Source organism: Buttiauxella sp. AC142 (genome assembly GCF_979253435.1).
This window is the reverse complement of sequence record NZ_CEEDCH010000001.1, coordinates 1,885,411-1,905,455: the sequence shown is the minus strand read 5'-3', so window position 1 is coordinate 1,905,455 and position 20,045 is coordinate 1,885,411. Positions and strand designations below refer to the sequence as shown.

Genomic DNA, 20,045 nt, shown 5'->3' with positions numbered 1-20,045 from the left:
TCGCCTGCCGGAGGACTCCCGGCAGGTGCACTTAATATGGACTACGACAGAATGAAAAAATCACTGGTTGCTGTAGGTGTTATTGTGGCTCTGGGTGTGGTGTGGACGGGCACAGCCTGGTACACCGGTAAGCAGCTCGAAGGCCGCATGGCTGAAATGGTTAGTAACGCTAACGCCGAATTGAACAAAGCCTCGCCGGAAGCTGGTTTGACGCTGAGCTACCAGGATTATCATCGTGGCCTGTTCCATAGTTCCATGCAGTTGGTCGTGAAACCGACCGCCGGGCAGACAAGCGCCATTCTGAAACCTGATCAAAGTATCGTCTTCAACGAAACAATCGATCACGGTCCATTCCCGTTCGCTCAACTGAAAAAATTCAATCTGATCCCCTCTATGGCATCAGTTCACACCACGCTTGTGAATAACCCAACCACTAAGCCTTTGTTTGATATCGCTAAAGGTCAGTCCTTTATTGATGCACAAACGCGTATTGGCTACAACGGCGACACCTCTTCCGATATCGATTTACTGCCATTGAATTACGAAAAAGGCGAAGAGAAAGTGGCGTTCAGCGGCGGTCAGTTCAAGGCCGATGTTGATGGTCAGGGTGACAAAATTGCCGTCAGCGGTGAAGCGCAAAGCGGGCTGGTGAATACCGTTAATGAATACGGTCAGCACGTGCAGATGACGTTCAACGGCATCAAAACCGACGGTGAAAGCTCGCGCAGCGAATTTGTCGAACGCATCGGCAGCCAAAAAGCCTCTATTGAAAAGCTGGCGGTGACTGTTGAAGGCAAAGAAATGGCGGTGTTCGAAGGTTTGAATATCAATGCTAAATCTGAGCTTCAGGAAGATAAAAAACATCTTTCCGGGCAAATTGATTACACCCTGAACTCGCTGAAAGTACAGAATAAAGATATTGGTAGCGGCAAGTTAACGATCAAAATCGGCAATCTCGACGGTGCAGCGGTGCATGAGTTCAGCCAGAAATATAACGCTGAATCGCAAAAACTGCTGGCCGACCCGAATCTTGCGCAGAATCCAGAAGCTTATCAGCAGCGTATTGTGGAGCTATTTGCTGCAAACTTGCCGATGCTGTTAAAAGGTGACCCGGTCATTACCGTTGCGCCGTTAAGCTGGAAAAATGCGAAAGGCGAAAGCAGCTTTAATCTTTCCCTGTTCCTGAAAGATCCGGCGCAGGCGACTGGCGAGCCAACCACTCCAGAACAGCAGCTTGATCGCGTCGTAAAATCACTCGACAGCAAACTGGTTATTCCAGTGGATATGGCAACTGAATTGATGACTCAGGTCGCGCAGCTTGAAGGTTACCAGCCTGCTGAAGCCGCAAAACTTGCCGATCAACAAATCAAAGGCCTGGCGGCGATGGGACAAATGTTCCGCGTGACCACCATGGAAGACAACAAAGTCGTTTCCAGCCTGCAATACTCAAACGGTCAGGTCACACTGAACGGCCAGAAAATGCCGCTTGGCGAATTGTTAGGCATGTTTGGTATGGCGGCCCCTGGCGAACCAGAAGCAGCTCCAGCACCTGAACTGGAAACACCGGTCGTTCCGGCTGTTCCAGCGGTTCCCCAGCAGTAATTATTTGTTTTGCCCGCAGTCTAAAGCCTCCCACGGGAGGCTTATTTTTAGTTATTACCCATTGAAATAAAAGGATTTATTTCAGGTCACGTCCACATAATGACCACATCAAAAATAAAGCCTCGGTTTTCCGAGGCTTTTTCGTTTATCACATCCACATTGTTTGCTGACCTCCGGGCATCGGGTGAGGCAGCACCGGCGTTCTCTCACCAGGCTTAACGATGTAGTGCTTCACGGTCTCCAGCGTCACAAATGTCGCACTGCAATTCACATTCTGGCACTGGTGATAACGCTCTTTTGTTTCCGTGGAATGATAGCGGCTGGTTCGAGCGTGGGCGGCGGTCTGACACAATGGGCAATGGAACATTTCAACACCTCAACTAAGTTCGTTTTATGTTGATATTTTAACCATTAAATCATTTATTAACAATAACTTATAACCATTCATTTACTTCCCCCCGCCTCCTGATACTCCACATCTAAAAGCCGTACCTCAAGCTCTAAGGACGTCGTGAAGCCGCTATTACTGAGCGAGTGCATCACCTTTGTGATCGTCCATGCCTGCTCGTCTATGACGCGCTTAAAGCCTGAGACCGTGACCGGTGTTTCCGGGTAGAGATCTGCCCGCCCCATGGCGAGACTGATGGAGAACTCCGCCACGCCGCGTTGTAACTTGTCCCATTTAGCCTGAGCCGCACGCATCGCCTGCGCTTTACTGGCGTAAATAGTGGTCAGGGCAAAGACATTATCTTCCTCACCGACCATGTACTCACCTTCGCGTGCTTCCTTTTCCTTTGGTGCTTTCTTTGCTTTTACCGGCTTTGCCTTCGGATGTTGCAGCGCGCGCAGGTTCTGCGGCTTTGCCTTGCGCTTGAGTTTGACCTGCTGCTTTTGCTCTTTTGGCTCCTTCGTGTGCAGCCATTTCACCGTCACGCCTGTGTAAGCGCCCCGGTCGGCAATCGCAAACTGATGACGATCACCGTCACGGCGCTCAATGGTCATCTGCGGAATAGGCTTTCCGCTGGCGGTAATACCTGCACCAGCTTTGATGAACAGCAGTTTCTCCGCTTTGACCGATACCTCGGCCCCGTTGCGCTCCGCCAGGCGGGTGAGGAATTTCGCGTCGGACTCCTGCGTCTGGTCGATATGCTGGATATCAATCGCGGCAAACTGTGGCGCAACACTGGCGGTCAGTTTGTTGCGGCTTGCGATGGTATTCAGCACTTCACCGAGTGTGGTGTCGTGATAGGACGCTTCACGGCGAGAGTTGAGTGTGCCGCGAAAATCTGCACTTCTTGCCCGGATGGTCAGCGTGTCCGGTGCGCCCCGGTGCTCAATTTCATCGACCGTGAATTGCCCTTTGCCGAGTAGCGCCGAACCCTGCCAGCCGAGAAACAGCGACAGCACCGCACCGCGCGTCGGCAGCTCAACTAAACCGTCACTGTCATCGAGTTCGATATCGAGCTGGTCAGCTTCAAAGCCCCGGTTATCCGACAGACTGAGGCTAATCAGGCGGTCGCTGATATTACGCGTGATGTCCTGGTTATTCAGGGTAAGCATAAATGCCGGTGCCATTGTCGCCCCGGCATCTAACGTCATTCCGGTCAGCATCAGAATAACCCTCCGAGTTTGCTCTGCACGTTTCCGACCAGACTGTCGGCCTGTTTCTGGATGTCGCCAAACATCGCCGTCAGCGACTCATCCACGCGCGTGAGGTTGATGTTAAAATCAATTTTGCGCGCCGAGCCGTCAGCAAAAAACTCGGTGTAACTCTCGCTCACCGAATTAATCACAAACATGCCGTAAATGGTGCCACTGCCATCGAGCAGCGGCCAGGCGCGCCCCTCATCGGCCATCAGGTTGAGTGCCAGCAGTGACAATCTGCCGCCGGTGATTTCCGGCAACAGACTTCCGCTTAAGACAATTTTCTCCTCGTTGACACCGAGAAACTGCATCGCTGGTCGCTGGCCGACGCGACTGTTTGACGGCCAGCGGTAATCCACATCGCGTTGCAGGCTCTGATAAGGCAACGTCTGTAACTGAAAAACAAACATGCCAAGAACAAGCATCATGGTTCGGTCTCCTTAGTCGTGCATCATGCTGCCGCGTTGTCTGGCACGCTTTTCACGCTCGTATTTTTCCAGGCTGTCACGGAGCTGGCGGTCAAGCTCGCCGCCGTTCTGCACACCACCACCGATGGCAATGTGATATTCGTTGCGACTCTGGTCGGTGTAGCTTTTACCCGCGTTTGCCGTCACCGGTTGATAACTGCCAAAACCGCCGGTCAGTACGCCACCGGATGGGGAATAACCCGCACCGGAACCGTTAGCGTATGCATTAACCTTCTCGGCTTTCGCATCAAGCTGACTGGATTCCTGATTGATGATACCGAGCTTGTCGAGCACCCACTCGATACCGTCGCGCAGCGCGGTAAACGGTGTCATGGCTAACCGGAAAGCACCGGCCAGTGCCTGACCAAACGCCACGCCGGATTCTTTGCAACTGTCGAGCGTGTCCTTGCTGGCTTTCACCGGGGCGATCAGCTCTTTAAACCACTGCCAGACTTGCTGAACTTTCTGCCCAATCGCCTCAAACACAGGAGCCAGTGGCGCAAACATCTCAGTCACCGGCGCAAAGGCGGCTTTCAGACCTTCCACCACACCTGAGAAAAACGCACCCAGCGGCTCCCAGTATTTGCGGATGAGTATCACACCGGCGACGACTGCCGCACCCACGGCCACAATCGGCAAGGTGAGCGCCCCGAGCACCGTGATGATGGCACTGCCTGCCACGGTAAATGCCGTCCAGAGCAGACCGGCGGCGGCAATAATGGCATTGATGCCCGCAATCACCGGCCAGGCGACCAGACCAATTGCCCCGACCATACCAATCACGGCCAGTGCGACACCGCCGACCTTGAGCAGCGTCTGCGCCAGCCCTTTGTTCTGCACAATCCAGTGGTCGAGTTTCAGCACATATTTGGTGGTGGTCTGCGTGAGTTTGCGCAGGGAAGATTCCTGCTGGTCAAACAGGTCAGTCCCGACCGCCTCATACGCCGACTGAAACTCTTTAAAGTCGCCGCCGAGATTGTCCTGCATCACCTTCACCAGCTCGGCGGTTTTGCCGTCCGAGGCTTTAAAGGTGGCGGTGAGTTTGTCGAGTTTGCCGGTCATGGCATCGGTCATCAGCACGGCGGCTGCGGAGCTGGCTTCCTCACCAAAGATGACCTTCATGTACTCCGCACGCTGTGCCGTACCGAGCTTGTTTTTCTCAAAGCTGCCCTGCATTTCTTTGAGGATGGTAAACAGCGGGCGCATGTTGCCCTGGCGGTCTGCGGTGCTGACTTTCAGCTCACTGAGTGCGGTTTTTGCCTGACCGACCGGAGCCTGCAAGCGGCTGATAACCGCACGACTGCCAGTGCCTGCCATCGAGCCGGTGATTTTCGCATCATGCAGCGCACCGGCCATGGCAGCGGTTTCTTCGATACTGATACCGGCATTTTTCGCCACCGGTGCGACATAGGTGAGCGCATCACTCAGCCCGTTAAAGTCAGCGGCGGTTTTGTTCATGGTGGTCGAGAGCACATCCCCGATGTGTGCGACCTTGTCGTTTGAGAGCTGGAAAGCCGAGCGCATCCCCATCAGCAGCGCGGCGTTTTCTTCCATCGTCCGTTGATTGGCGAGCGCCATATTCAGCGTGACCGGCGTTGCTGCCTGAATCGCAGCGCTGTCTCCGCCTGATTTGGCGATAATAATCTGCGCACCGGCGGCGTCATCGGCAGAGGCGGCAGTGTTGTCCCCGAGCTGGCGCGCCTGGCGGCGTAAAGCCTCCATTTCCGGTGAGGTTTTTTCCACCCCGAGTACGGCCTGTAACTCAGAATTTTTCTGCGCAAAGTCATAGCCGGGTTTGAGAATACCCACACCTGCCGCCACGCCCGCCGTTGCCATACCGACACCTGCGGCACCGACGGCACCCGCCGTCCCGGCCAGCTCCTTCCCGGCCTGATAACGGTTTTTGACCGCGTTGAGTTTGGCCTGTTTCGCGCTGACCTGCTCGAGCGCCAGCTTCTGCCGGTTTAGCTGGTTCGTGGTTTCACTGATGCGACCTTTCAGGCTTTTCTCGTCGCGGGTGAGATTGCGGGTATTAATTCCAGACTGGCCGAGTTCGCGTTGCTGGCGCTTCACCGATTCGGTGAGGCTGTTAAATTTAGTCTGCAAGCCGTCTGCCGCTGCTTTTGCCGCTGCCAGGGCTTTCGCCTGCTCGCGGGTCGGGCGTTCAGTGTTCTGAAACTGCATCGCCAGCGCTTCGGCTTCGGCCTTCGCTTTATTCAGTGACTGACCGGTGACCGCAAGCTGTGCGCTGGTTTTACGAAACCCCTCGATACGCGATGCCTGGCCGTTTAACTCTTTAAGGGATTTCTGCGTATTGCGGATATCCCCCGACAGCGTCTTGCTTGCTGTCTGGATGTGTTTAAACGGGCGCGTTGCCTGGTCAACCGCCTTTAACAGCACTTCGATTCTGACGTTATTACTCATGAGAATTTCCGCTCCGTTTCAGCGCCATCGCGCGCCAGGTGATGAGGTCGCTCAGGCTCAGGGTGTAGAGTTCTGACGGCGGCCAGTGAAATATCACCGCGATATCCGCCATCAGGTCGTCGACCGATAAACCCGGCGGGAAACTTAATCCGCCGAAGCCGGAGCCAAAAAACCAATCACCTTTGCAGCAATCGTCATCATATCCGGCAATTCCAGACGGATCATTTCGGCCTCGGTCAGCGCCGGATACGTCATGCGCGGCAGCACTTTAATCAGCGCGTTCACATCCGAGCTGGCGACATCGGCGAGGCTCACCCCGCGCAGGGTGCCTGCATTTGGCTTCGTGAACGTCAGGGTTTTAATCACTTCGTCCCCACGCTTAACCGGGGTTTCCAGGGTGATGAGGTTCGGATTTTCTGCGGTTTTCTTGTCGGTTTTGACTTTGCTCATGATATTTATTCCGTGGTTTTATTCAGGGTTAACCGGCCAGCAAACCTGACCGGCAAGTCCATTAAGACAGGCCGATATTGCGGCGGCGCTGCTCAAGACGGTCGATGCCGTTGACCTTCTCAATCATGTTGATGGTGTCGATTTCAATCAGCTCTTTGCCGTTCATCGTCAGCTTGTAGTAGGTGCACACCGTGGTGATTTTGGTCTCGGTGTCTTCACCCTGCTTGCTGTCGCCGCCGTCAAATTCTTTGTGACGGCCACGCACCACCACCTCGACGGCGGTTTCTTCTTCGGTGTCATCGCGCTGGTAAGAACCTGCAAAACGCAGCGGCACACTGGACGCACCCGGCAGCGCGTACTGCGCCCAGAGTTCTTCATCCGGGAAGCCGCCGAGCGTCCATTCAAATGTCAGCGCGTCATCATCGAGACCAAAATCCACATGGGCGGCACCGTTCATCCCGGCACCGCGCCAGGCTTCCAGCTTGCGGGTGAGTTTGGGGAGCGTGACAGAGGACGCCACCCCCATGTAACTGAGGCCGTCGTTAAACAGGTTTAATGACTTGAGCTTGCGGGGCATTGCCATATTTCAGGCTCCTTATCCGTTAACCGACGCAATCAGGTTCACCAGGTATTTATCGGTGATGCGCTGACGCAGGGTGAGGTTTTCCAGTGGCGGCACCGGCGTGTAGTCGTAATCGAGATAGAGCTTCCCGGCTTTGAGCGACTCTTTATCGTTGGCCGTTTCATCAAACCAGCAATCCGCATCGACGATATAACCGGCGGTTTTCAGCTCGCGGAATTTGGCCTTGATGCCGTCAACGATGTCGCGAATAAGCACCGGGGTGATCGGTTTATCCACCGCCCACATATGCCCCTCGGCCATGGTGTCGGCAATGACCTGCGCGGTGCGGGTGTAGTTCTCAAACAGGAATAGCGGGTCGTCAGAACAGGTGCGGTTACCCCAGAAGCGGAAACCGTCCTTGCGGATAAGGGTCGTGACACCGGCTTCATTCAGCAGGTCAGCATCGGTGCCGGGTGCCTGCAAATCCCAGAACACGGATGCGCTGATGCCGGTGACACCCTGCACGCCCACGTTTGAAAGGGTTTTGTGCCAGCCGACGGTCTGGTCGATAAAGGCACGCATGCCGAGTGCGCGCGCCGTGGCGTACGCTGTCGCGCTGGCGTTTTTCTCTGTGTCCCAGGCGATAAAGTCCGGCCAGATCACCATCAGCTCGCGCTGGCTGAAATTGTCGCGGTACTTGATGGCATCGGAAATCGTTTTACAGCCCCAGGCGCTGACATAACCAAAGGCACGCAGGCTGACACACACCGAGGCGAGTGCGACCGCCACCTCCTGCGAATCCAGCCCCGGCACGCCGAGAATGCGCGGTTTCACACCGGTCACCGCTTCGGCGGTCAGCAGCGCTTTAATACCTGTGTATTTACCGGTCGCGTCGGTGCCACCGATGATGTTGGACAGGGTCTGCGCGTGCGCCACTTCCTCATCATCGTCGACACCTTCGGCCACGCGCACCACAACGGTGACGGGTTTGCACTGGTCGGCAATGGCCTGCAAGGAGGCGGCCAGGGTGCCACTTTTTCCGGCCTTGCCGATGGCGGCCTGCACGTTGGTAATTAAAACGGGTTCATTCAGGGGAAAGGTCGCCGCATCGGCATCGCTGGCGGTGCACACCATGCCGATAATTGCGGTGGAGACCGTGGAAATAACACGCGTACCATCGTTGATTTCAACAACCTGCACGCCGTGGTGGTAATCACTCATCCGGTTAACTCCGTGGGTTATGGGTGAGTGTATTTTCGGGGGTACGGGGAAAGCGGGCTATTGATGCGGGATGGATGGGGAATGACACAACCACGGACAAAGAAAAGGCGGGCAATTTGCCCGCCTGCATGATTACGGCATCTCCGGCCAGACGATATCCGGTGCCATTTCCGGATCGACCCGGCTCAGTAACACCCGGTATTTTTTCCAGGCCATCAGCGAGGCGGTTTCCTCTTCGGTCGCCATTTCAAAATCCACCGCATCCTGCAGGGTGGCAATCACATCCCCGGCCTGTTTCATCTGGCCGTTTTTCATGCCCTGCGCGTCGCTGACCTGAGCGGCGTGTTCGGCCTGTGCATCCGCCACCCACTGACTGCCGTCCCATTTCTGCCAGGCGTTAGCAGGCGGCAATGGCGTGGTGCCTGGCGGGTATGCCCCCGGTTGCGTGATGTCCGTCGGATGACCGGTTGCGGTATCAAAAACGGTTTCCCCCCGATGGTCTTCAACGGCCAGCCACTGCTTTTTGTCCGCATCAAAAATGAGAATAAATCCGGCAGTGGTGTCCGGTGGTCTGACGGTGGTGCAGTTGGCGGGCAGCCCGGTAAAGGCCGGGATAAGTGCCTCCCCCGGGCCGATAAATTCGCCGGTATCGGCACGCAGGTTATAAACGGTGATGGTGCGGCTTTCGCCGGTTACTTTAAAGGTCATCAGGCAAGCCTCACGATGTAGTTAAACGCAATGTTTTTGACGGTGTTCTCAGCGTTACCGGCGGCATTCACCGTGATGGTATGTCCGTGTGCACCCAGCGTCACGCTGTGGCTGTGCGCACCAATGCCGACAGTATGGTTATGTGCACCAATCCCCACCGTGTGGGCGTGCGCCCCGGCACTGAGCACCCGGTTATTGGCATTTTTGCTGACGTTGGTCGCGTGCATGCCGCCCCCGGTGCCGGGGGTTTCGGCGTACGCCGAGGTGTTGTTGTAGGCAAAGTTATGCGTATGTGCGCCGGTGTTACTGGTGGATTTTGTCCCGTAATCAAAGGTGCTGGCCGTTTTCGTTCCATGGTCAAACGCCGCGGTGTTTTTGGTTCCCAGATCGGTGCTGGAGGCACTGGCACTGTGGGTGTGTGACTTAATGCCGTCCTGCTCCTGAGACAGCACCGCACGCCCGCTGGCGGGTTTGCCTTTGACTGTCCAGCCGCGCATATCAGGAATGACACCCGACGGGTAAACCGCAGCCAGCAACGGGTAAACGGCTTTATCAAAGGTCTGCCCCTGCATGATGGCAAATCCCATCGGCACCGTGTCCGACGGCCAGGCAATCGGTGCGCCCACCGGAAAGACATCATCCGGCGTCCACGGCGTCCAGTTACCTGTCGAATACTGGCTGCGGGAATAACGGCGTGACGAGTCGTAAACATGATAGACCTGCGTGACCCCGGCATTTTTTAACACAACCAGCGTCCCGGCCAGGTTTTCCGGGTAGTGCAGTGCCGCACTGGTGTTGGCATTCATCGGCTGATGATAGAGACCCGGGGTTTTATAACCATTCAGATCCTGATTTGCCCCAATCTGCTGACTCTGACCATCAAAAATATCCTGTGACGTGACGCTGATATCCCCGGTCAGTGCATGCCCGTTCACCTTGCGCGCCGCCGGTACGCGACCGCTGGCATTATCATTCGCCGCTTTGACGGCTTTCGGGGTGGCAGCCAGCACCTCACTGACGCTGTCCGTCGCACTGCTTAACTGCACAATCCCCTTGCGCCCGGTAGTCGCATCCTGTGCGGTGTATTTTCCGTTCGCCAGGTCATACGCGGCTTTCACCGCTTTCGGCGTGGCGGCCTGTACCTCACTGGTGCTGTCGGTCGCGCTGTTTAACTGCACAATGCCTTTGCGCCCGGTGGTCGCATCCTGTGCCGTGTATTTACCGCTGGCAAGGTCATATGCAGCTTTGACCGCTTTCGGTGTGGCGGCCTGAACCTCGCTGCTGCTGTCGGTCGCATTGCTTAACTGCGTGAAACCTTTTGCGGTGAGCGAAGCATCCGGGTGTCTGCGCGAACGTTCATGCTCCGCGAGCTTATCGTCGACATAGTCCTGGGTTGCCATCACGGTAGTGGTGTCGATAACCAGCTCGACGGACTCCAGCGCACTGACAATAATCACCATGCGCAACGTCTGCGCGCGCCCCGAGCCTTCGGCCAGCTCCGGCTTGTAGCTCTCCGCCATATTCGCCACGGCAACCAGCGTGCCGTCGGTGTCATACAGCCCCATTTCGCGCAGCCAGAATCCGCCCACCTCCGGCGGAATGACCAGCTCGGCCACCACATAATTTTTATTCTTCGCATCAACACTGATTTTATTGAGTGCGGCACGCCATTTCTCCGCAATGAGTTTTGTCTGCCCGACATCCGGCACCGGCAGTGTGCCGCCACCGTCACCCACTGCCATATGCGTGAGGGTGATTTTGGTGCCGCTGGCAGTGGCGGCGGCCAGTTTTGCCGCCCCGGCGGTGGTAATGAGTGTTTTATATTTCACGGTCATGATGGCCTCTTTTATCCGGGGTAAACGGTGATAATGTCGCCGTCATAGCTGACGCCGCCGGTGTACAGATTGCCGGGGATATCCTGAATAATGTTCAGGCCGGTCAGGTGACGACTCGCCGCTTTTGCATCCGCAATCAGCCGCTCCATTTCGTAATACATCTCCTCTGTGATGCCGCTTTCCAGTACGCCGATATCGAGGCGAAAGGTGCCGGGTGCTTCACCGGTCTGCCACCATTCGGTGACGTTAATCAGGTAGCCGAGCGGCTCGACCACGCGACGAATGGCACCAATCGTCCCTTTATGTTTGTGCAGGTATTTGGCGGCTTTAATCACGCTGCGCTTGATTTCATCCGGCCACGTTTCATCCCAGCGGTCGACGGAAAATGCCCAGGCCAGATAGGGCAGTAGCGGCGCGGGACAGGTCTCAGGGTTCCAGAGCTGGCGCAGTGGCACCGGTACACGGGTGAGTTCCGCGCAGGCTTTTGCTGCCGCCAGCTCAAGCGCGGACGAGCCGACCGGCAGCAGGCGGACGCTATTCATCGGAGCCACCGATAACGAGGCGATAATCGGTGCAGTACGAGGCCTGAGTGTCATCAAGCACGATATCGGCCAGCGGTTTTGCCAGCTCGACGCGCTGCACGCCTTCCACATGCAGGGCGGCATAAATAGCGGATTTGCGGATATCCCGCCCGAGGCGGTGCTGCGCGGTGATGTAGGCTTTTAACTTTGCTTCGGCGGCCTGCCTGACCGGCTCCATTTCCGGGCCAGGGTAAAGGTACAGGGTCGCATCAATTTCATAGTCGACAATATGCGCCGACTGCACCGTCACCCGGTCGGCCACCGGGCGCACGTTCTCATCGTTGAGCGCCAGGCAGACGATATTCACCAGCTCAGCGCTGGCGGTGCCGTTGCCTTCACGCGACAGCACCGAAATGGTGACGCAGGCCGGTGACGGACTGATAACCGACACATCCGCGACCCGCCCGTCAGCACTGCAGCCGTGGAACTGATAAGCCCCGACCGGCCCCGCCACACTCAGCCCCTCAAAGGACTGCTGAATACGCAGACGGAAATCACTGTCAGATTCCATGACCGCAGCCACCGGCGGGATAGCAGTGTCATCGGCAGGGGTAATGACCAGACGGGTGACGTTATTATTTGCGCCGAGCACATCGAGGTCGTTTGCCCTGGCGTGCGCCAGCATCACGGCCAGTGCCGACTCGTTAACCCGCTGGCGAAGCAACAGCTCACGATAGGCGTTCTCCTCCAGTAGTTTCACAATCGGCTCGGATTCCAGCGCAAGCGTGCGCGCGACCGCTTCCTGCTCCTCTTCGGGATAGAGGGAAATCAGTGTCGCTTTGCGCTCGGAAAGCAGGGTTTCATAGTCCAGCACCTCGACCACATCCGGGGCGGGTAACTGGCTCAGGTCAATGGTTGCCATAATCTCAGCTCAGGGGAATGGTTAAGGAAAATGACGCGCCACCGGTGCCGGTGCGCACGCCGGTGATGTCGACAAATAACGTGCCTGCGGTGGTGCTCTCAAAGGTGATGGTCGTCAGCCGGATGCGTGGCTCCCATTTCAGGATTGCCATGTAGCAGGCGGACATAATTTGCAGGCGCAGAGCAGGGTTATCGGGCTGGTCAATGAGTGCCGACAGCAGCGAGCCGTAATCGCGGCGCATCACGCGTGAGCCAATGGGGGTGATAAGAATGTCGCGCACGCTCTGACTGATATGTACGGAATCGGACACACTCAGACCGGTGGCACGATTCATGCCGAGATAAAGCACGGTCATTGGGTTCCCTCCGTCCGGCTTCCGCCGCGCTCGACACCGCCGTGTTTATGGTCATCAACCTGCACGCCGTTGGATTTGAAGGTGCCGCCGCTGTGCGCGATGTTGCCGCTTATGCTGCCGCCTTTCTGCACTTCCAGCGTGCCGGTGGTGAGCTTACTGGTGCAGACCACTTCCGGGGTATCGAGGGTGATTTTCTGGCTGGCTTTGACGGTCACAAGCGGCACGGTGACGACCACGGATTCGGATGCCGTCACCGAGGCGGTTTTAATGCCCGACACGGTCAGTGCGCCGGTTTCCGGTTCATATTCGATAACGGCACCATCAGGAAAGGAAATGTGCAGCGCATCGGCAGACGCTGACGGCGCGGGGTTGTCATCGGAAAAGATGCCAGGTAAAACGAAAGCGGTGTCCAGCTCGCCGCCAATTGCCAGCACTAAAACCTGCTCACCGACAGAGGGTGCCCACCATGTACGGGAGCGACCGGCGCGGGATGTCAGCCAGTGCAGCCAGTCGGTTGTGATACCTCCGGTTTCCACACGGCATAATGCCCGCACGGTGTCGACGTCGGTCACAATACCGGTGCGGATAAGGTTGCGCAGGAGGCGCGCAAAATCCTGGAGTGATGAGAGAGTATTCATGGGGAAAGGATGCCGCGATACAAGTGCTCCGACAATTTCTAACCAATGGATAAGACACTACACAACATATTGAGTATGGAGTATCGTCACTACAAAATTGCATACAAAAGGAATTCAATGTGTTTGATTATTTTGGAAGTGGTATTGATGGGTTGTACAAAGTCCTTTGGCTATTAATAATTGTGCACTTGATTTTCACTGGAGGGTTTGGCTTACTTTTTCGAATGATCGCAAAGCCGCTTAAATTCGACATTTCAAATAACTCAATAAAAGAAATAGATGAAAAATTACTTGATTTGCAATTACTCAAACTTTATCACGGAATAAACGTGACAAACATTGAAGATGCGGAGCTGGCTGCACTGGCAATAAAACGCAAAAAATTGCGCCCCCAAAAAGCATGGCTAATGTTATTTTGCCCACCAATTGGTAAGTCAAAACATGGTAATGTTGAGTTGGTTATGATTGGCATTGCATTTGCCTATTGTTTTACAGCCACGTGCTTCGCTTACAACGACACCCGAGAGCTGAAGTATAATCATGTATCCATCACTACTAACAATGAAAAAATTTATATTTCTCATGACTCTATCTACATCCCGAAAGATGATAAGACTCTTTCTAAAGAAGACTGCTTACAACTCAGCAGTAAAAATAAAGACCCATTAAAAACCGCATGCAATTACATTACTTCAAAGGATGAATCTATAAAAAAAGAATTAACAACAGCAATTAAAAAAACCAACAAAAACAAAACAGCAATTAACTTTACTGTGTTATTTTTCTTCACGATTGGATTTTTGATAGTTTTGTCATATGCAATTTATAGAGATATAAACAATAGTTTTTACGCTTTCAAAGCATCAGAATTAAAATGGAGAAAAAAGCAATTATACAAAAATATATTCTTTGACTTCAGAGCGAATAATACATCTAAACATGAGGGCAAAAAACAGAGTTAATGTTGCGTGTTTTTTTAAAGTACTACATCTGCGGCTCGAAGTTGAGCCGCAGTGTTTATTTTATACGTTGTTTATAGTGCAAAGTTGCTGGCGACTATCTCCTCAATCACTTTTTTTTCCTCTTGGCTGAATCCCAATAACTGGCGCGCCTCATACTGCACGGTCTCGCTATACCGGTTTGGCTTGTCTTTAAGCCCCTCCTGATGCACCCGAGCCATACGCTGTACCCTCCCGACAAACTCCACAGCCGCAGCATCATTAGTGCCTTTCGCTTTCATGTACCGGTTGGTGCGCAGCTTCGTGAACATCTCACGCTTCACCCGACCCTTTTTACCCTTCACCGGCTGACGCTTTCGAGCGGCATACGGCGTGCCGTCCGGTGCCTGCTGGCGTTTAATGCGCTGTTGCTGCGAGGCTCTCAACTGCTTAGCAATCTCAGCCGTCATTCTGCGACGCGCAGCCGGGGAAAGGCTGGCAATCAGCCCGGCGAGCTTGTCCTCAAAGGGTTTAAATTCATTCATGCCACTGGCTCACCAGCTCGCCGTGTACGTAGAGTTCCATCGGGCGGGTGACATTCTCCGGTAATGGCGGCTCTGGGACATGCTTCACGTGGAGCGCTTCACCTTCCTGCCTGACCAGCGTGCGCTCGGTCAGCAACAGGCTGATACTTACGTCGACACTTTCGTCATCGTTAATATCGGCGATATAGGTGAAGCCTCTTTTCTTCCCCTCATCGGTGGTCATGATGTCGGGCTGGTTTTCCCGCAGCCAGGCATTGACCGGCACGATGAGGTAATCGAGATCGCCGTGATAATCGGTGACCACGATGTTGAGCGTGTACTGATTTTCAAACGACAGCGAGGTCGCAAGTGTTGCGGCAATTTTCCCACTGTCGATAAAAATGCGCAGCATATCCGGGTTATTACGCAGCACCGGCGCTGCGTCACAGAGGGCTTTGCGTAAACTGGCGGGCTTGAGCATCGAGTTCGTCCTGGCAGTGTCTGATGGTTTCAGTCTGAGCGGCACAGCTCACCAGTGCCGCCTCAAGCTGGCGAATATCCGCGCTTAAATCACCGTTAGTGCGCGGACGGCTTGCCGGTATCTGGCACAGCGCCACTTTCGGACAGCCACTGTAAATAATCGGCGGTGGTGGTGAAGGCGGGACGGGTGTACAGCCGGATAACGTCATCAGGCAAATCAGACTCATACCACTCACGCAGCGCTTTATTTTCATTGAGTAACCTCGTCACGGTGTTTACACGGTTCGCCGCCAGTGTGTTCGCAGTGGCGAGTTTATTGCGTAAATCGACCTGCGCCTGCTCGTTCCGCTGCCGGAGTCCTGCGGCGACGTCGAGCTGATTACGCAGCATGGTTATCTGGGTTTTCTGCTCACCGGCGACACGGTTCGCCTTTTCAAACGAGCGGGCCAGCGTGCTGTTTTCGCGTTTCATCCACACCAGACCGGCGACGGTCAGCACCAGCAGAATAATCAACGTTTTCATTGCGCCCCCTTGAGACAGTAAGCCAGCTCGCGTGCGCGGCGGTTTTCCAGCCCGGTATTTTTCTGCCCGTTGACAAACACCCAGCGCGGGAGCTGGTTGCACGCCTGCGCCCACTGCTGGCGCTTGATAAACGAGACCAGCGTCGAGCGACAGGCCGCCCCGGTGCCGACGTTAAAGGCAAAACTCACCACCGCGTCATACACCGGCTGCGGCATGGCAACCGGTGCGCAGACCGCAAGACGGCGCTCAACATTCAGCACATCGCTGACCAGGTTCTGCGCGGCCTGCTGCTCGGTGATATCGCCTTTCGGCGTGACACCGACGGTATGACCGATGCCCGACGTCCAGACACCGGCGCTGCACTGGTACGGTTTCAGGCGGCACCCTTCGAGGTCAGCAATCAGCGCCAGCCCGTCGGGTGAGGTTTTCAGTAAGCGGAAATCCGGCACCAGGACGGCGAGCGCCAGCACCACGGCTAGGCTGCAACGTTTAACGATTGATGCCACGTATTACCCCCTCATCCAGCCCCATCGTGCGCAGATAGCGGAAGGTCTGACGGCGATACCAGAAATTCACCAGCGCGGTGAAAATCGCGCAGCCGCCGCCGACATACAGCGCCATTTTTTCCGGCGTCTGCGTCCCGAAATACGCCAGTGCCACCGACAGCCAGTAGGTGACAAACGTCGTGATTTTTTCCATTGTCAGTCCCATAAGTTCAGCGTCTCCGCAACAGGGGAAGAATCGATATCCGGCAGCTCAACGGCGGTGCCGTGGGGCATTTCCTCGCCCAGCCCGGCGAGACCGGGATTCGCCAGCAGCACCGCCTCGACCACACCACCGGTGCGCCCGTAATGGCGCGCGCAGAGTGCATCCAGCGTGTCGCCCTGGAGGGCAATCACCCTCATCAGATTTGCCCGATGATGCAGCGTGATTTCCCCTGCAAGCGGGACACCGCCCAGCGCATATCGCGCCACAGCTCATCAATGGTGCTTTCCACGTCGTCAGCTTTCTTGTCGCCTTTGGCGCTTGCATCCACGCCGCGATAACGCTCGTAAAGGGTCGCGGTGGTCATCGCCACCACCGCACGCAGGTAGTAAAAACAACGCACGCTTTCGCCGTCGAGTATTTCGGCAGGTACATCGGCCAGGCACTCAAAGCCGAGTACCATCTGCGCGCTGCGGTACTCGAATAACTCGGCGTTGGTCTCGGCGATGCCGTCCTTAATCGCCACGCGCAGGCGTTCCGGGGTGACGGTGTGCTCAAGGCGCATCAGCTCCCGGACGCGCACCGGGTCGACTGACGGGAAAAAGAAGGTGTTGCTGATAACCGGCTCGCGCACCGGCTGCGGGGGAATAACCACACCCGGCGAAACATCGGGCTTGCTGATAATCACTGTCGTCATGACAACCTCAAAATAGGTGGACGGTGGACGCCGGTATCGATGAGGAATTAATCCAGTCTCAACCGGCGTGCCGTCCGGCGCGGGGCGCATTCTTAACCGGTGGTTTTATCCACTTTGCGGGGGCGACCGCGTTTGCCTGGTGTGGTCGCAGGTTTACGCGCTCCGTGTTTTGTCTTTGGCTTTTTAACCGGTGCAGGTTTGGGTTTCAGCGCACTTTCGAGGCGCTCAATGTCCTTTTTCACACCCGCCTGGGCATCGAGCTGCATCGCACGCTTAAGGTGCTCCAGCGCATCCGCCAGCAGTCCCGCATCACGCAGTACCAGCCCGGTGATTTTGTGCAGGCGTCCGCGCACTTTGTCGGGCATATCGGCGGCGCTGGTCAGGGTCTGGGTAGCCAGCAGGAGACCGATATCCACCGGCTCACCGGCAGCGTGTGCACGCATGGCCGCCAGTGCCACATCCTCGGCCAGCACATACGGCGTGGTGCGCTTATGCAGGGCGGGCATGGTGAGACCGTACTGCATGGCATAGCGGGCAATCTCCAGCGCACCGGCAATGTCACCGGCATCAAGCTTCCACAGCATGACGGTCATCACGATGTCATCCTGCGCGCCTTTGCCCTCACTCAGCACCCCGGCAACCCACGGCGCATAGGACGGCAACAGCGCACGCTTTTTGTCGGCCTTGCGCTCGATGGAATGAATAGTTTTTAGCGTGCGTTGGTCGGCAGCCAGTTTGACCAGCATCTGCTCGTAAGCACTTGCATGACGCAGCGGGTTATCGTCCCGCTGCGCGGTCACAATGGCCGAGACCCGCATCATGTGACGTGCGGCGGGACTCGTCATGGCTTATGCCTCCTGAGCCGGTTCGTCTTTCGGCGGCTCAGGGAACTCACCGAGTTTGATGTTTTCCACCAGGCAACCGGCGGCGTAGTCTTCAATCACGTAATCAATGTTCATTGATTCGTAGTTTTCGACGCGGTCGAGCTTGCCGTTCTCATCGATGATGCGGCGGTGGCTGTCGTCCATGTAGTAAATGGACAGGTTTTCCAGTGTGGTCACCATCAGACCGTTGGCCGGGAAATACGGCACTCGCACCGCAGGCAGGTTGCCGATGCGCTTCTGGCTGACAATCACATCTGCCGCCATCGCTTCGGTGTTGGCCTGCTCCTGGTTCACAATCGGGAAATATTTATCCGCCAGCAACTGACGGCCACAGATGACGACTAAATCCGGATCTTCCTGATACCACGGCGCAATCAGGTTATTGGTTGCATCCATCACCAGCGCGTCGAGGTTGGCAAAATCGCCGTTTTTCCCCACGCGGATCACATCAGAAATAATGCTGCCATCGTCGGCGGTGACCTTATCCATCACGCGCGCTTTCGCTTCGTTGCGGTACTTCTGCAACCAGCCGACCGCCACATCCTGCAACAGCGGATTTTTGCTGCGGTCAGAGGTTGCCGCACGCTTGATACCGTTGAAACCCGCCATCATTAAATCGAGTGACTGACGTTTGATAATGGCGTTGCGGATACGGAGCTGGAAGTCCTGGAAACGCGCCCATAAATCGAGGGTGCGGAAACGAATATGGAAGTCGAAGTTAATCTGGTCACATTCGTATTTGTTGGACTCCAGCGCGGTGAAATCTTCGGTTTTGCGTTCATCACCGCTGGCGGTATCGGCGGTGCTGGCAATCGAGCCGGAAACACCGACACCGATTTTTTCACCCTTCATTTCCGCGACCGGCACCATATTAATGCGGGTCAGAAAGTCGGATGACTCCTGCATGGTGTTCATCAGGGTCTGGGTGACGGACGGGTCGACGCTGAATTTTTTGGTCATGTCACCGGCGTCGACGTTGTTGAGCTTCGCCACCTGGGTGAGATAGGCATTAAATTTAAATCGGGTCTGTGGCTTCATCGTTATTCCTGAATGAGTGTTGGTTTTGTTCGGCAGTGTGTCCGGGCTTAACAGTTGGTCAGCATTGAGTCGCCATTGCCGCCGCTCGACGGTTCACGGCGGCGCTGCGCAAAGCTCTCGGTTTTATCCAGCGACGTTTCCAGCGCCGACAGTTTTTGCTGGCTTTCTTCAAGCTGAGTAGTGAGTTCACCCTTGAGGGTGCTGAATGACTGCTCCATGGCGGAAATGCGCTGCTCAGTGGCGTCGTGGTTGGCCTGCACCTGCTCAGTGACAACGGTCACCGCCTCATGCACGTCGTTAAAACGCGCGTCATCATCGGCCTGTTTGCGGCTGAAAATGCCTTTCACGGTGTCGGTGAGTTTGGTCAGCAGGGTGTCGGGCTGGTCTTCAAATTCCAGCTCGGCCAGGGTGGCGACAGAGAACAAATCTTCCGGGCGCTCTTTGCGGCCAGACAGCGGATTGGTTTTGGCGCGGGAGCAGAATTCCAGATATTCCGTACCGAGGCTTGCCGGGTCGTCGGTGACAGCCAGGCCAATCAGATAGCACTTGCCGGAGTTGGAGAAATTCGGGCGAATTTCCATGGAGGTATAGACCTTCTGGCCTTTACCGACCATTTCGACCAGGTTCGCCAGCGGAGTGATGCGGGCGAACAGCGCGAGCTTGCCGTTCAGCGCTGAATCATCATCAATGGTTTCAGCTTTCAGCTCGGTGACATCGCCGTATCGGCAGAAAGGACTGTCGGGTAACACACTGGTGATGTGTTCGAGGTTGATGCGTGCGCCGTAAACACGTGGGTCGAATGAATCGGCCATTTCCTGAATGTCGGTGCCGCTGATGACGCGACCGTCACAGGTGTCACCTTCGACGCCGATGCGGAACCATTTAGAAACTTTTTTTGCCATGGTCAG

General features: G+C 55.7%; 27 protein-coding genes. 2 read left to right on the top strand and 25 right to left on the bottom strand.

The features are described 5' to 3' along the window. Positions 1–51: 51 nt before the first annotated feature. Entirely contained in the window at positions 52–1,602 is a 1,551-nt protein-coding gene (locus AC0IWZ_RS08765) for a YdgA family protein (protein WP_471679071.1), read from the top strand. Between the two features lie 148 nt (positions 1,603–1,750). Here the strand turns inward: AC0IWZ_RS08765 and AC0IWZ_RS08760 are convergent, their stop codons facing one another. The 14 genes from AC0IWZ_RS08760 to AC0IWZ_RS08695 all read right to left on the bottom strand — a co-directional run bounded on the left by AC0IWZ_RS08760 (position 1,751) and on the right by AC0IWZ_RS08695 (position 13,349). Further along, on the bottom strand, positions 1,751–1,969 hold the full coding sequence (locus tag AC0IWZ_RS08760; RefSeq protein ID WP_471677573.1) for a DNA-binding transcriptional regulator: 219 nt from the start codon (positions 1,967–1,969) through the stop codon (positions 1,751–1,753). Between the two features lie 77 nt (positions 1,970–2,046). After that, the gene (locus tag AC0IWZ_RS08755; protein ID WP_471677574.1) at positions 2,047–3,213 is read right to left on the bottom strand and encodes a phage late control D family protein; all 1,167 of its coding nucleotides are present in this window, start codon (positions 3,211–3,213) and stop codon (positions 2,047–2,049) included. Beyond that, positions 3,213–3,674 carry a phage tail protein gene (locus AC0IWZ_RS08750; RefSeq protein ID WP_471677575.1) on the bottom strand — a complete coding sequence of 154 codons (462 nt, stop codon included), beginning with the start codon at positions 3,672–3,674 and terminating at the stop codon, positions 3,213–3,215. The genes AC0IWZ_RS08755 and AC0IWZ_RS08750 overlap by 1 nt, the downstream gene beginning before the upstream one ends. A 12-nt stretch (positions 3,675–3,686) precedes the next feature. Beyond that, the gene (locus AC0IWZ_RS08745; protein WP_471677576.1) at positions 3,687–6,137 is read right to left on the bottom strand and encodes a phage tail tape measure protein; all 2,451 of its coding nucleotides are present in this window, start codon (positions 6,135–6,137) and stop codon (positions 3,687–3,689) included. Then, entirely contained in the window at positions 6,130–6,249 is a 120-nt protein-coding gene (locus AC0IWZ_RS08740) for a GpE family phage tail protein (RefSeq protein ID WP_471677577.1), read from the bottom strand. Before AC0IWZ_RS08740 ends, AC0IWZ_RS08745 begins: the two co-directional genes overlap by 8 nt. 32 nt (positions 6,250–6,281) lie before the next feature. Beyond that, the gene (locus AC0IWZ_RS08735; RefSeq protein ID WP_471677579.1) at positions 6,282–6,587 is read right to left on the bottom strand and encodes a phage tail assembly protein; all 306 of its coding nucleotides are present in this window, start codon (positions 6,585–6,587) and stop codon (positions 6,282–6,284) included. 61 nt (positions 6,588–6,648) lie between these two features. Beyond that, positions 6,649–7,170, bottom strand: a complete 522-nt coding sequence (locus AC0IWZ_RS08730) for a phage major tail tube protein (RefSeq protein ID WP_471677580.1) — start codon at positions 7,168–7,170, stop codon at positions 6,649–6,651. Positions 7,171–7,182: 12 nt separating this feature from the next. Next, complete coding sequence (locus tag AC0IWZ_RS08725) at positions 7,183–8,370, bottom strand: phage tail sheath protein (protein ID WP_471677581.1); 1,188 nt, start codon at positions 8,368–8,370, stop codon at positions 7,183–7,185. 132 nt (positions 8,371–8,502) lie between these two features. Continuing rightward, positions 8,503–9,078, bottom strand: a complete 576-nt coding sequence (locus AC0IWZ_RS08720; RefSeq protein ID WP_471677582.1) for a tail fiber assembly protein — start codon at positions 9,076–9,078, stop codon at positions 8,503–8,505. Beyond that, positions 9,078–10,913: a phage tail-collar fiber domain-containing protein gene (locus tag AC0IWZ_RS08715; protein ID WP_471677583.1), complete on the bottom strand. Its 1,836-nt coding sequence runs from the start codon at positions 10,911–10,913 to the stop codon at positions 9,078–9,080. Before AC0IWZ_RS08715 ends, AC0IWZ_RS08720 begins: the two co-directional genes overlap by 1 nt. Positions 10,914–10,924: 11 nt before the next feature. Continuing rightward, positions 10,925–11,455 carry a phage tail protein I gene (locus tag AC0IWZ_RS08710; protein WP_471677584.1) on the bottom strand — a complete coding sequence of 177 codons (531 nt, stop codon included), beginning with the start codon at positions 11,453–11,455 and terminating at the stop codon, positions 10,925–10,927. Further along, positions 11,448–12,356, bottom strand: coding sequence for a baseplate assembly protein (locus tag AC0IWZ_RS08705; protein ID WP_471677586.1), 909 nt, complete (start codon positions 12,354–12,356; stop codon positions 11,448–11,450). The genes AC0IWZ_RS08710 and AC0IWZ_RS08705 overlap by 8 nt, the downstream gene beginning before the upstream one ends. Before the next feature lie 4 nt (positions 12,357–12,360). After that, positions 12,361–12,711, bottom strand: coding sequence for a GPW/gp25 family protein (locus AC0IWZ_RS08700; RefSeq protein ID WP_471677587.1), 351 nt, complete (start codon positions 12,709–12,711; stop codon positions 12,361–12,363). Continuing rightward, entirely contained in the window at positions 12,708–13,349 is a 642-nt protein-coding gene (locus tag AC0IWZ_RS08695; protein WP_471677588.1) for a phage baseplate assembly protein V, read from the bottom strand. The genes AC0IWZ_RS08700 and AC0IWZ_RS08695 overlap by 4 nt, the downstream gene beginning before the upstream one ends. Before the next feature lie 119 nt (positions 13,350–13,468). Here AC0IWZ_RS08695 and AC0IWZ_RS08690 point away from each other — a divergent pair, with 119 nt between their 5' ends. After that, positions 13,469–14,311, top strand: a complete 843-nt coding sequence (locus AC0IWZ_RS08690; RefSeq protein ID WP_471677589.1) for a hypothetical protein — start codon at positions 13,469–13,471, stop codon at positions 14,309–14,311. A gap of 71 nt (positions 14,312–14,382) precedes the next feature. Here the strand turns inward: AC0IWZ_RS08690 and AC0IWZ_RS08685 are convergent, their stop codons facing one another. From AC0IWZ_RS08685 to AC0IWZ_RS08635, 11 genes are all read right to left on the bottom strand, one after another. Further along, a complete protein-coding gene (locus AC0IWZ_RS08685; RefSeq protein WP_471677590.1) occupies positions 14,383–14,832 on the bottom strand; it encodes a phage virion morphogenesis protein in 450 nt (149 codons plus the stop codon). Next, positions 14,825–15,292 (bottom strand): phage tail protein, encoded by a 468-nt coding sequence (locus tag AC0IWZ_RS08680; RefSeq protein ID WP_471677591.1) that lies wholly within the window; start codon positions 15,290–15,292, stop codon positions 14,825–14,827. Before AC0IWZ_RS08680 ends, AC0IWZ_RS08685 begins: the two co-directional genes overlap by 8 nt. Next, positions 15,255–15,500 carry an Rz1-like lysis system protein LysC gene (gene lysC / locus AC0IWZ_RS08675; RefSeq protein WP_471677592.1) on the bottom strand — a complete coding sequence of 82 codons (246 nt, stop codon included), beginning with the start codon at positions 15,498–15,500 and terminating at the stop codon, positions 15,255–15,257. Before lysC ends, AC0IWZ_RS08680 begins: the two co-directional genes overlap by 38 nt. Next, the gene (gene lysB / locus AC0IWZ_RS08670) at positions 15,388–15,813 is read right to left on the bottom strand and encodes an Rz-like lysis system protein LysB (RefSeq protein WP_471677593.1); all 426 of its coding nucleotides are present in this window, start codon (positions 15,811–15,813) and stop codon (positions 15,388–15,390) included. The genes lysC and lysB overlap by 113 nt, the downstream gene beginning before the upstream one ends. Then, positions 15,810–16,319, bottom strand: coding sequence for a lysozyme (locus AC0IWZ_RS08665; RefSeq protein ID WP_471677594.1), 510 nt, complete (start codon positions 16,317–16,319; stop codon positions 15,810–15,812). Before AC0IWZ_RS08665 ends, lysB begins: the two co-directional genes overlap by 4 nt. Beyond that, entirely contained in the window at positions 16,303–16,524 is a 222-nt protein-coding gene (locus AC0IWZ_RS08660) for a primosomal protein (protein WP_471677595.1), read from the bottom strand. Before AC0IWZ_RS08660 ends, AC0IWZ_RS08665 begins: the two co-directional genes overlap by 17 nt. Further along, positions 16,515–16,718: a tail protein X gene (locus tag AC0IWZ_RS08655; protein ID WP_471677596.1), complete on the bottom strand. Its 204-nt coding sequence runs from the start codon at positions 16,716–16,718 to the stop codon at positions 16,515–16,517. Before AC0IWZ_RS08655 ends, AC0IWZ_RS08660 begins: the two co-directional genes overlap by 10 nt. Continuing rightward, a complete protein-coding gene (locus AC0IWZ_RS08650) occupies positions 16,718–17,215 on the bottom strand; it encodes a head completion/stabilization protein (RefSeq protein ID WP_471677597.1) in 498 nt (165 codons plus the stop codon). The genes AC0IWZ_RS08655 and AC0IWZ_RS08650 overlap by 1 nt, the downstream gene beginning before the upstream one ends. Positions 17,216–17,307: 92 nt before the next feature. Continuing rightward, positions 17,308–18,060 (bottom strand): phage terminase small subunit, encoded by a 753-nt coding sequence (locus AC0IWZ_RS08645; RefSeq protein ID WP_471677599.1) that lies wholly within the window; start codon positions 18,058–18,060, stop codon positions 17,308–17,310. 3 nt (positions 18,061–18,063) lie between these two features. Next, entirely contained in the window at positions 18,064–19,137 is a 1,074-nt protein-coding gene (locus AC0IWZ_RS08640; RefSeq protein ID WP_471677600.1) for a phage major capsid protein, P2 family, read from the bottom strand. A 47-nt stretch (positions 19,138–19,184) separates the two neighbouring features. Beyond that, positions 19,185–20,039 (bottom strand): GPO family capsid scaffolding protein, encoded by an 855-nt coding sequence (locus AC0IWZ_RS08635; protein ID WP_471677601.1) that lies wholly within the window; start codon positions 20,037–20,039, stop codon positions 19,185–19,187. Positions 20,040–20,045: the final 6 nt, after the last annotated feature.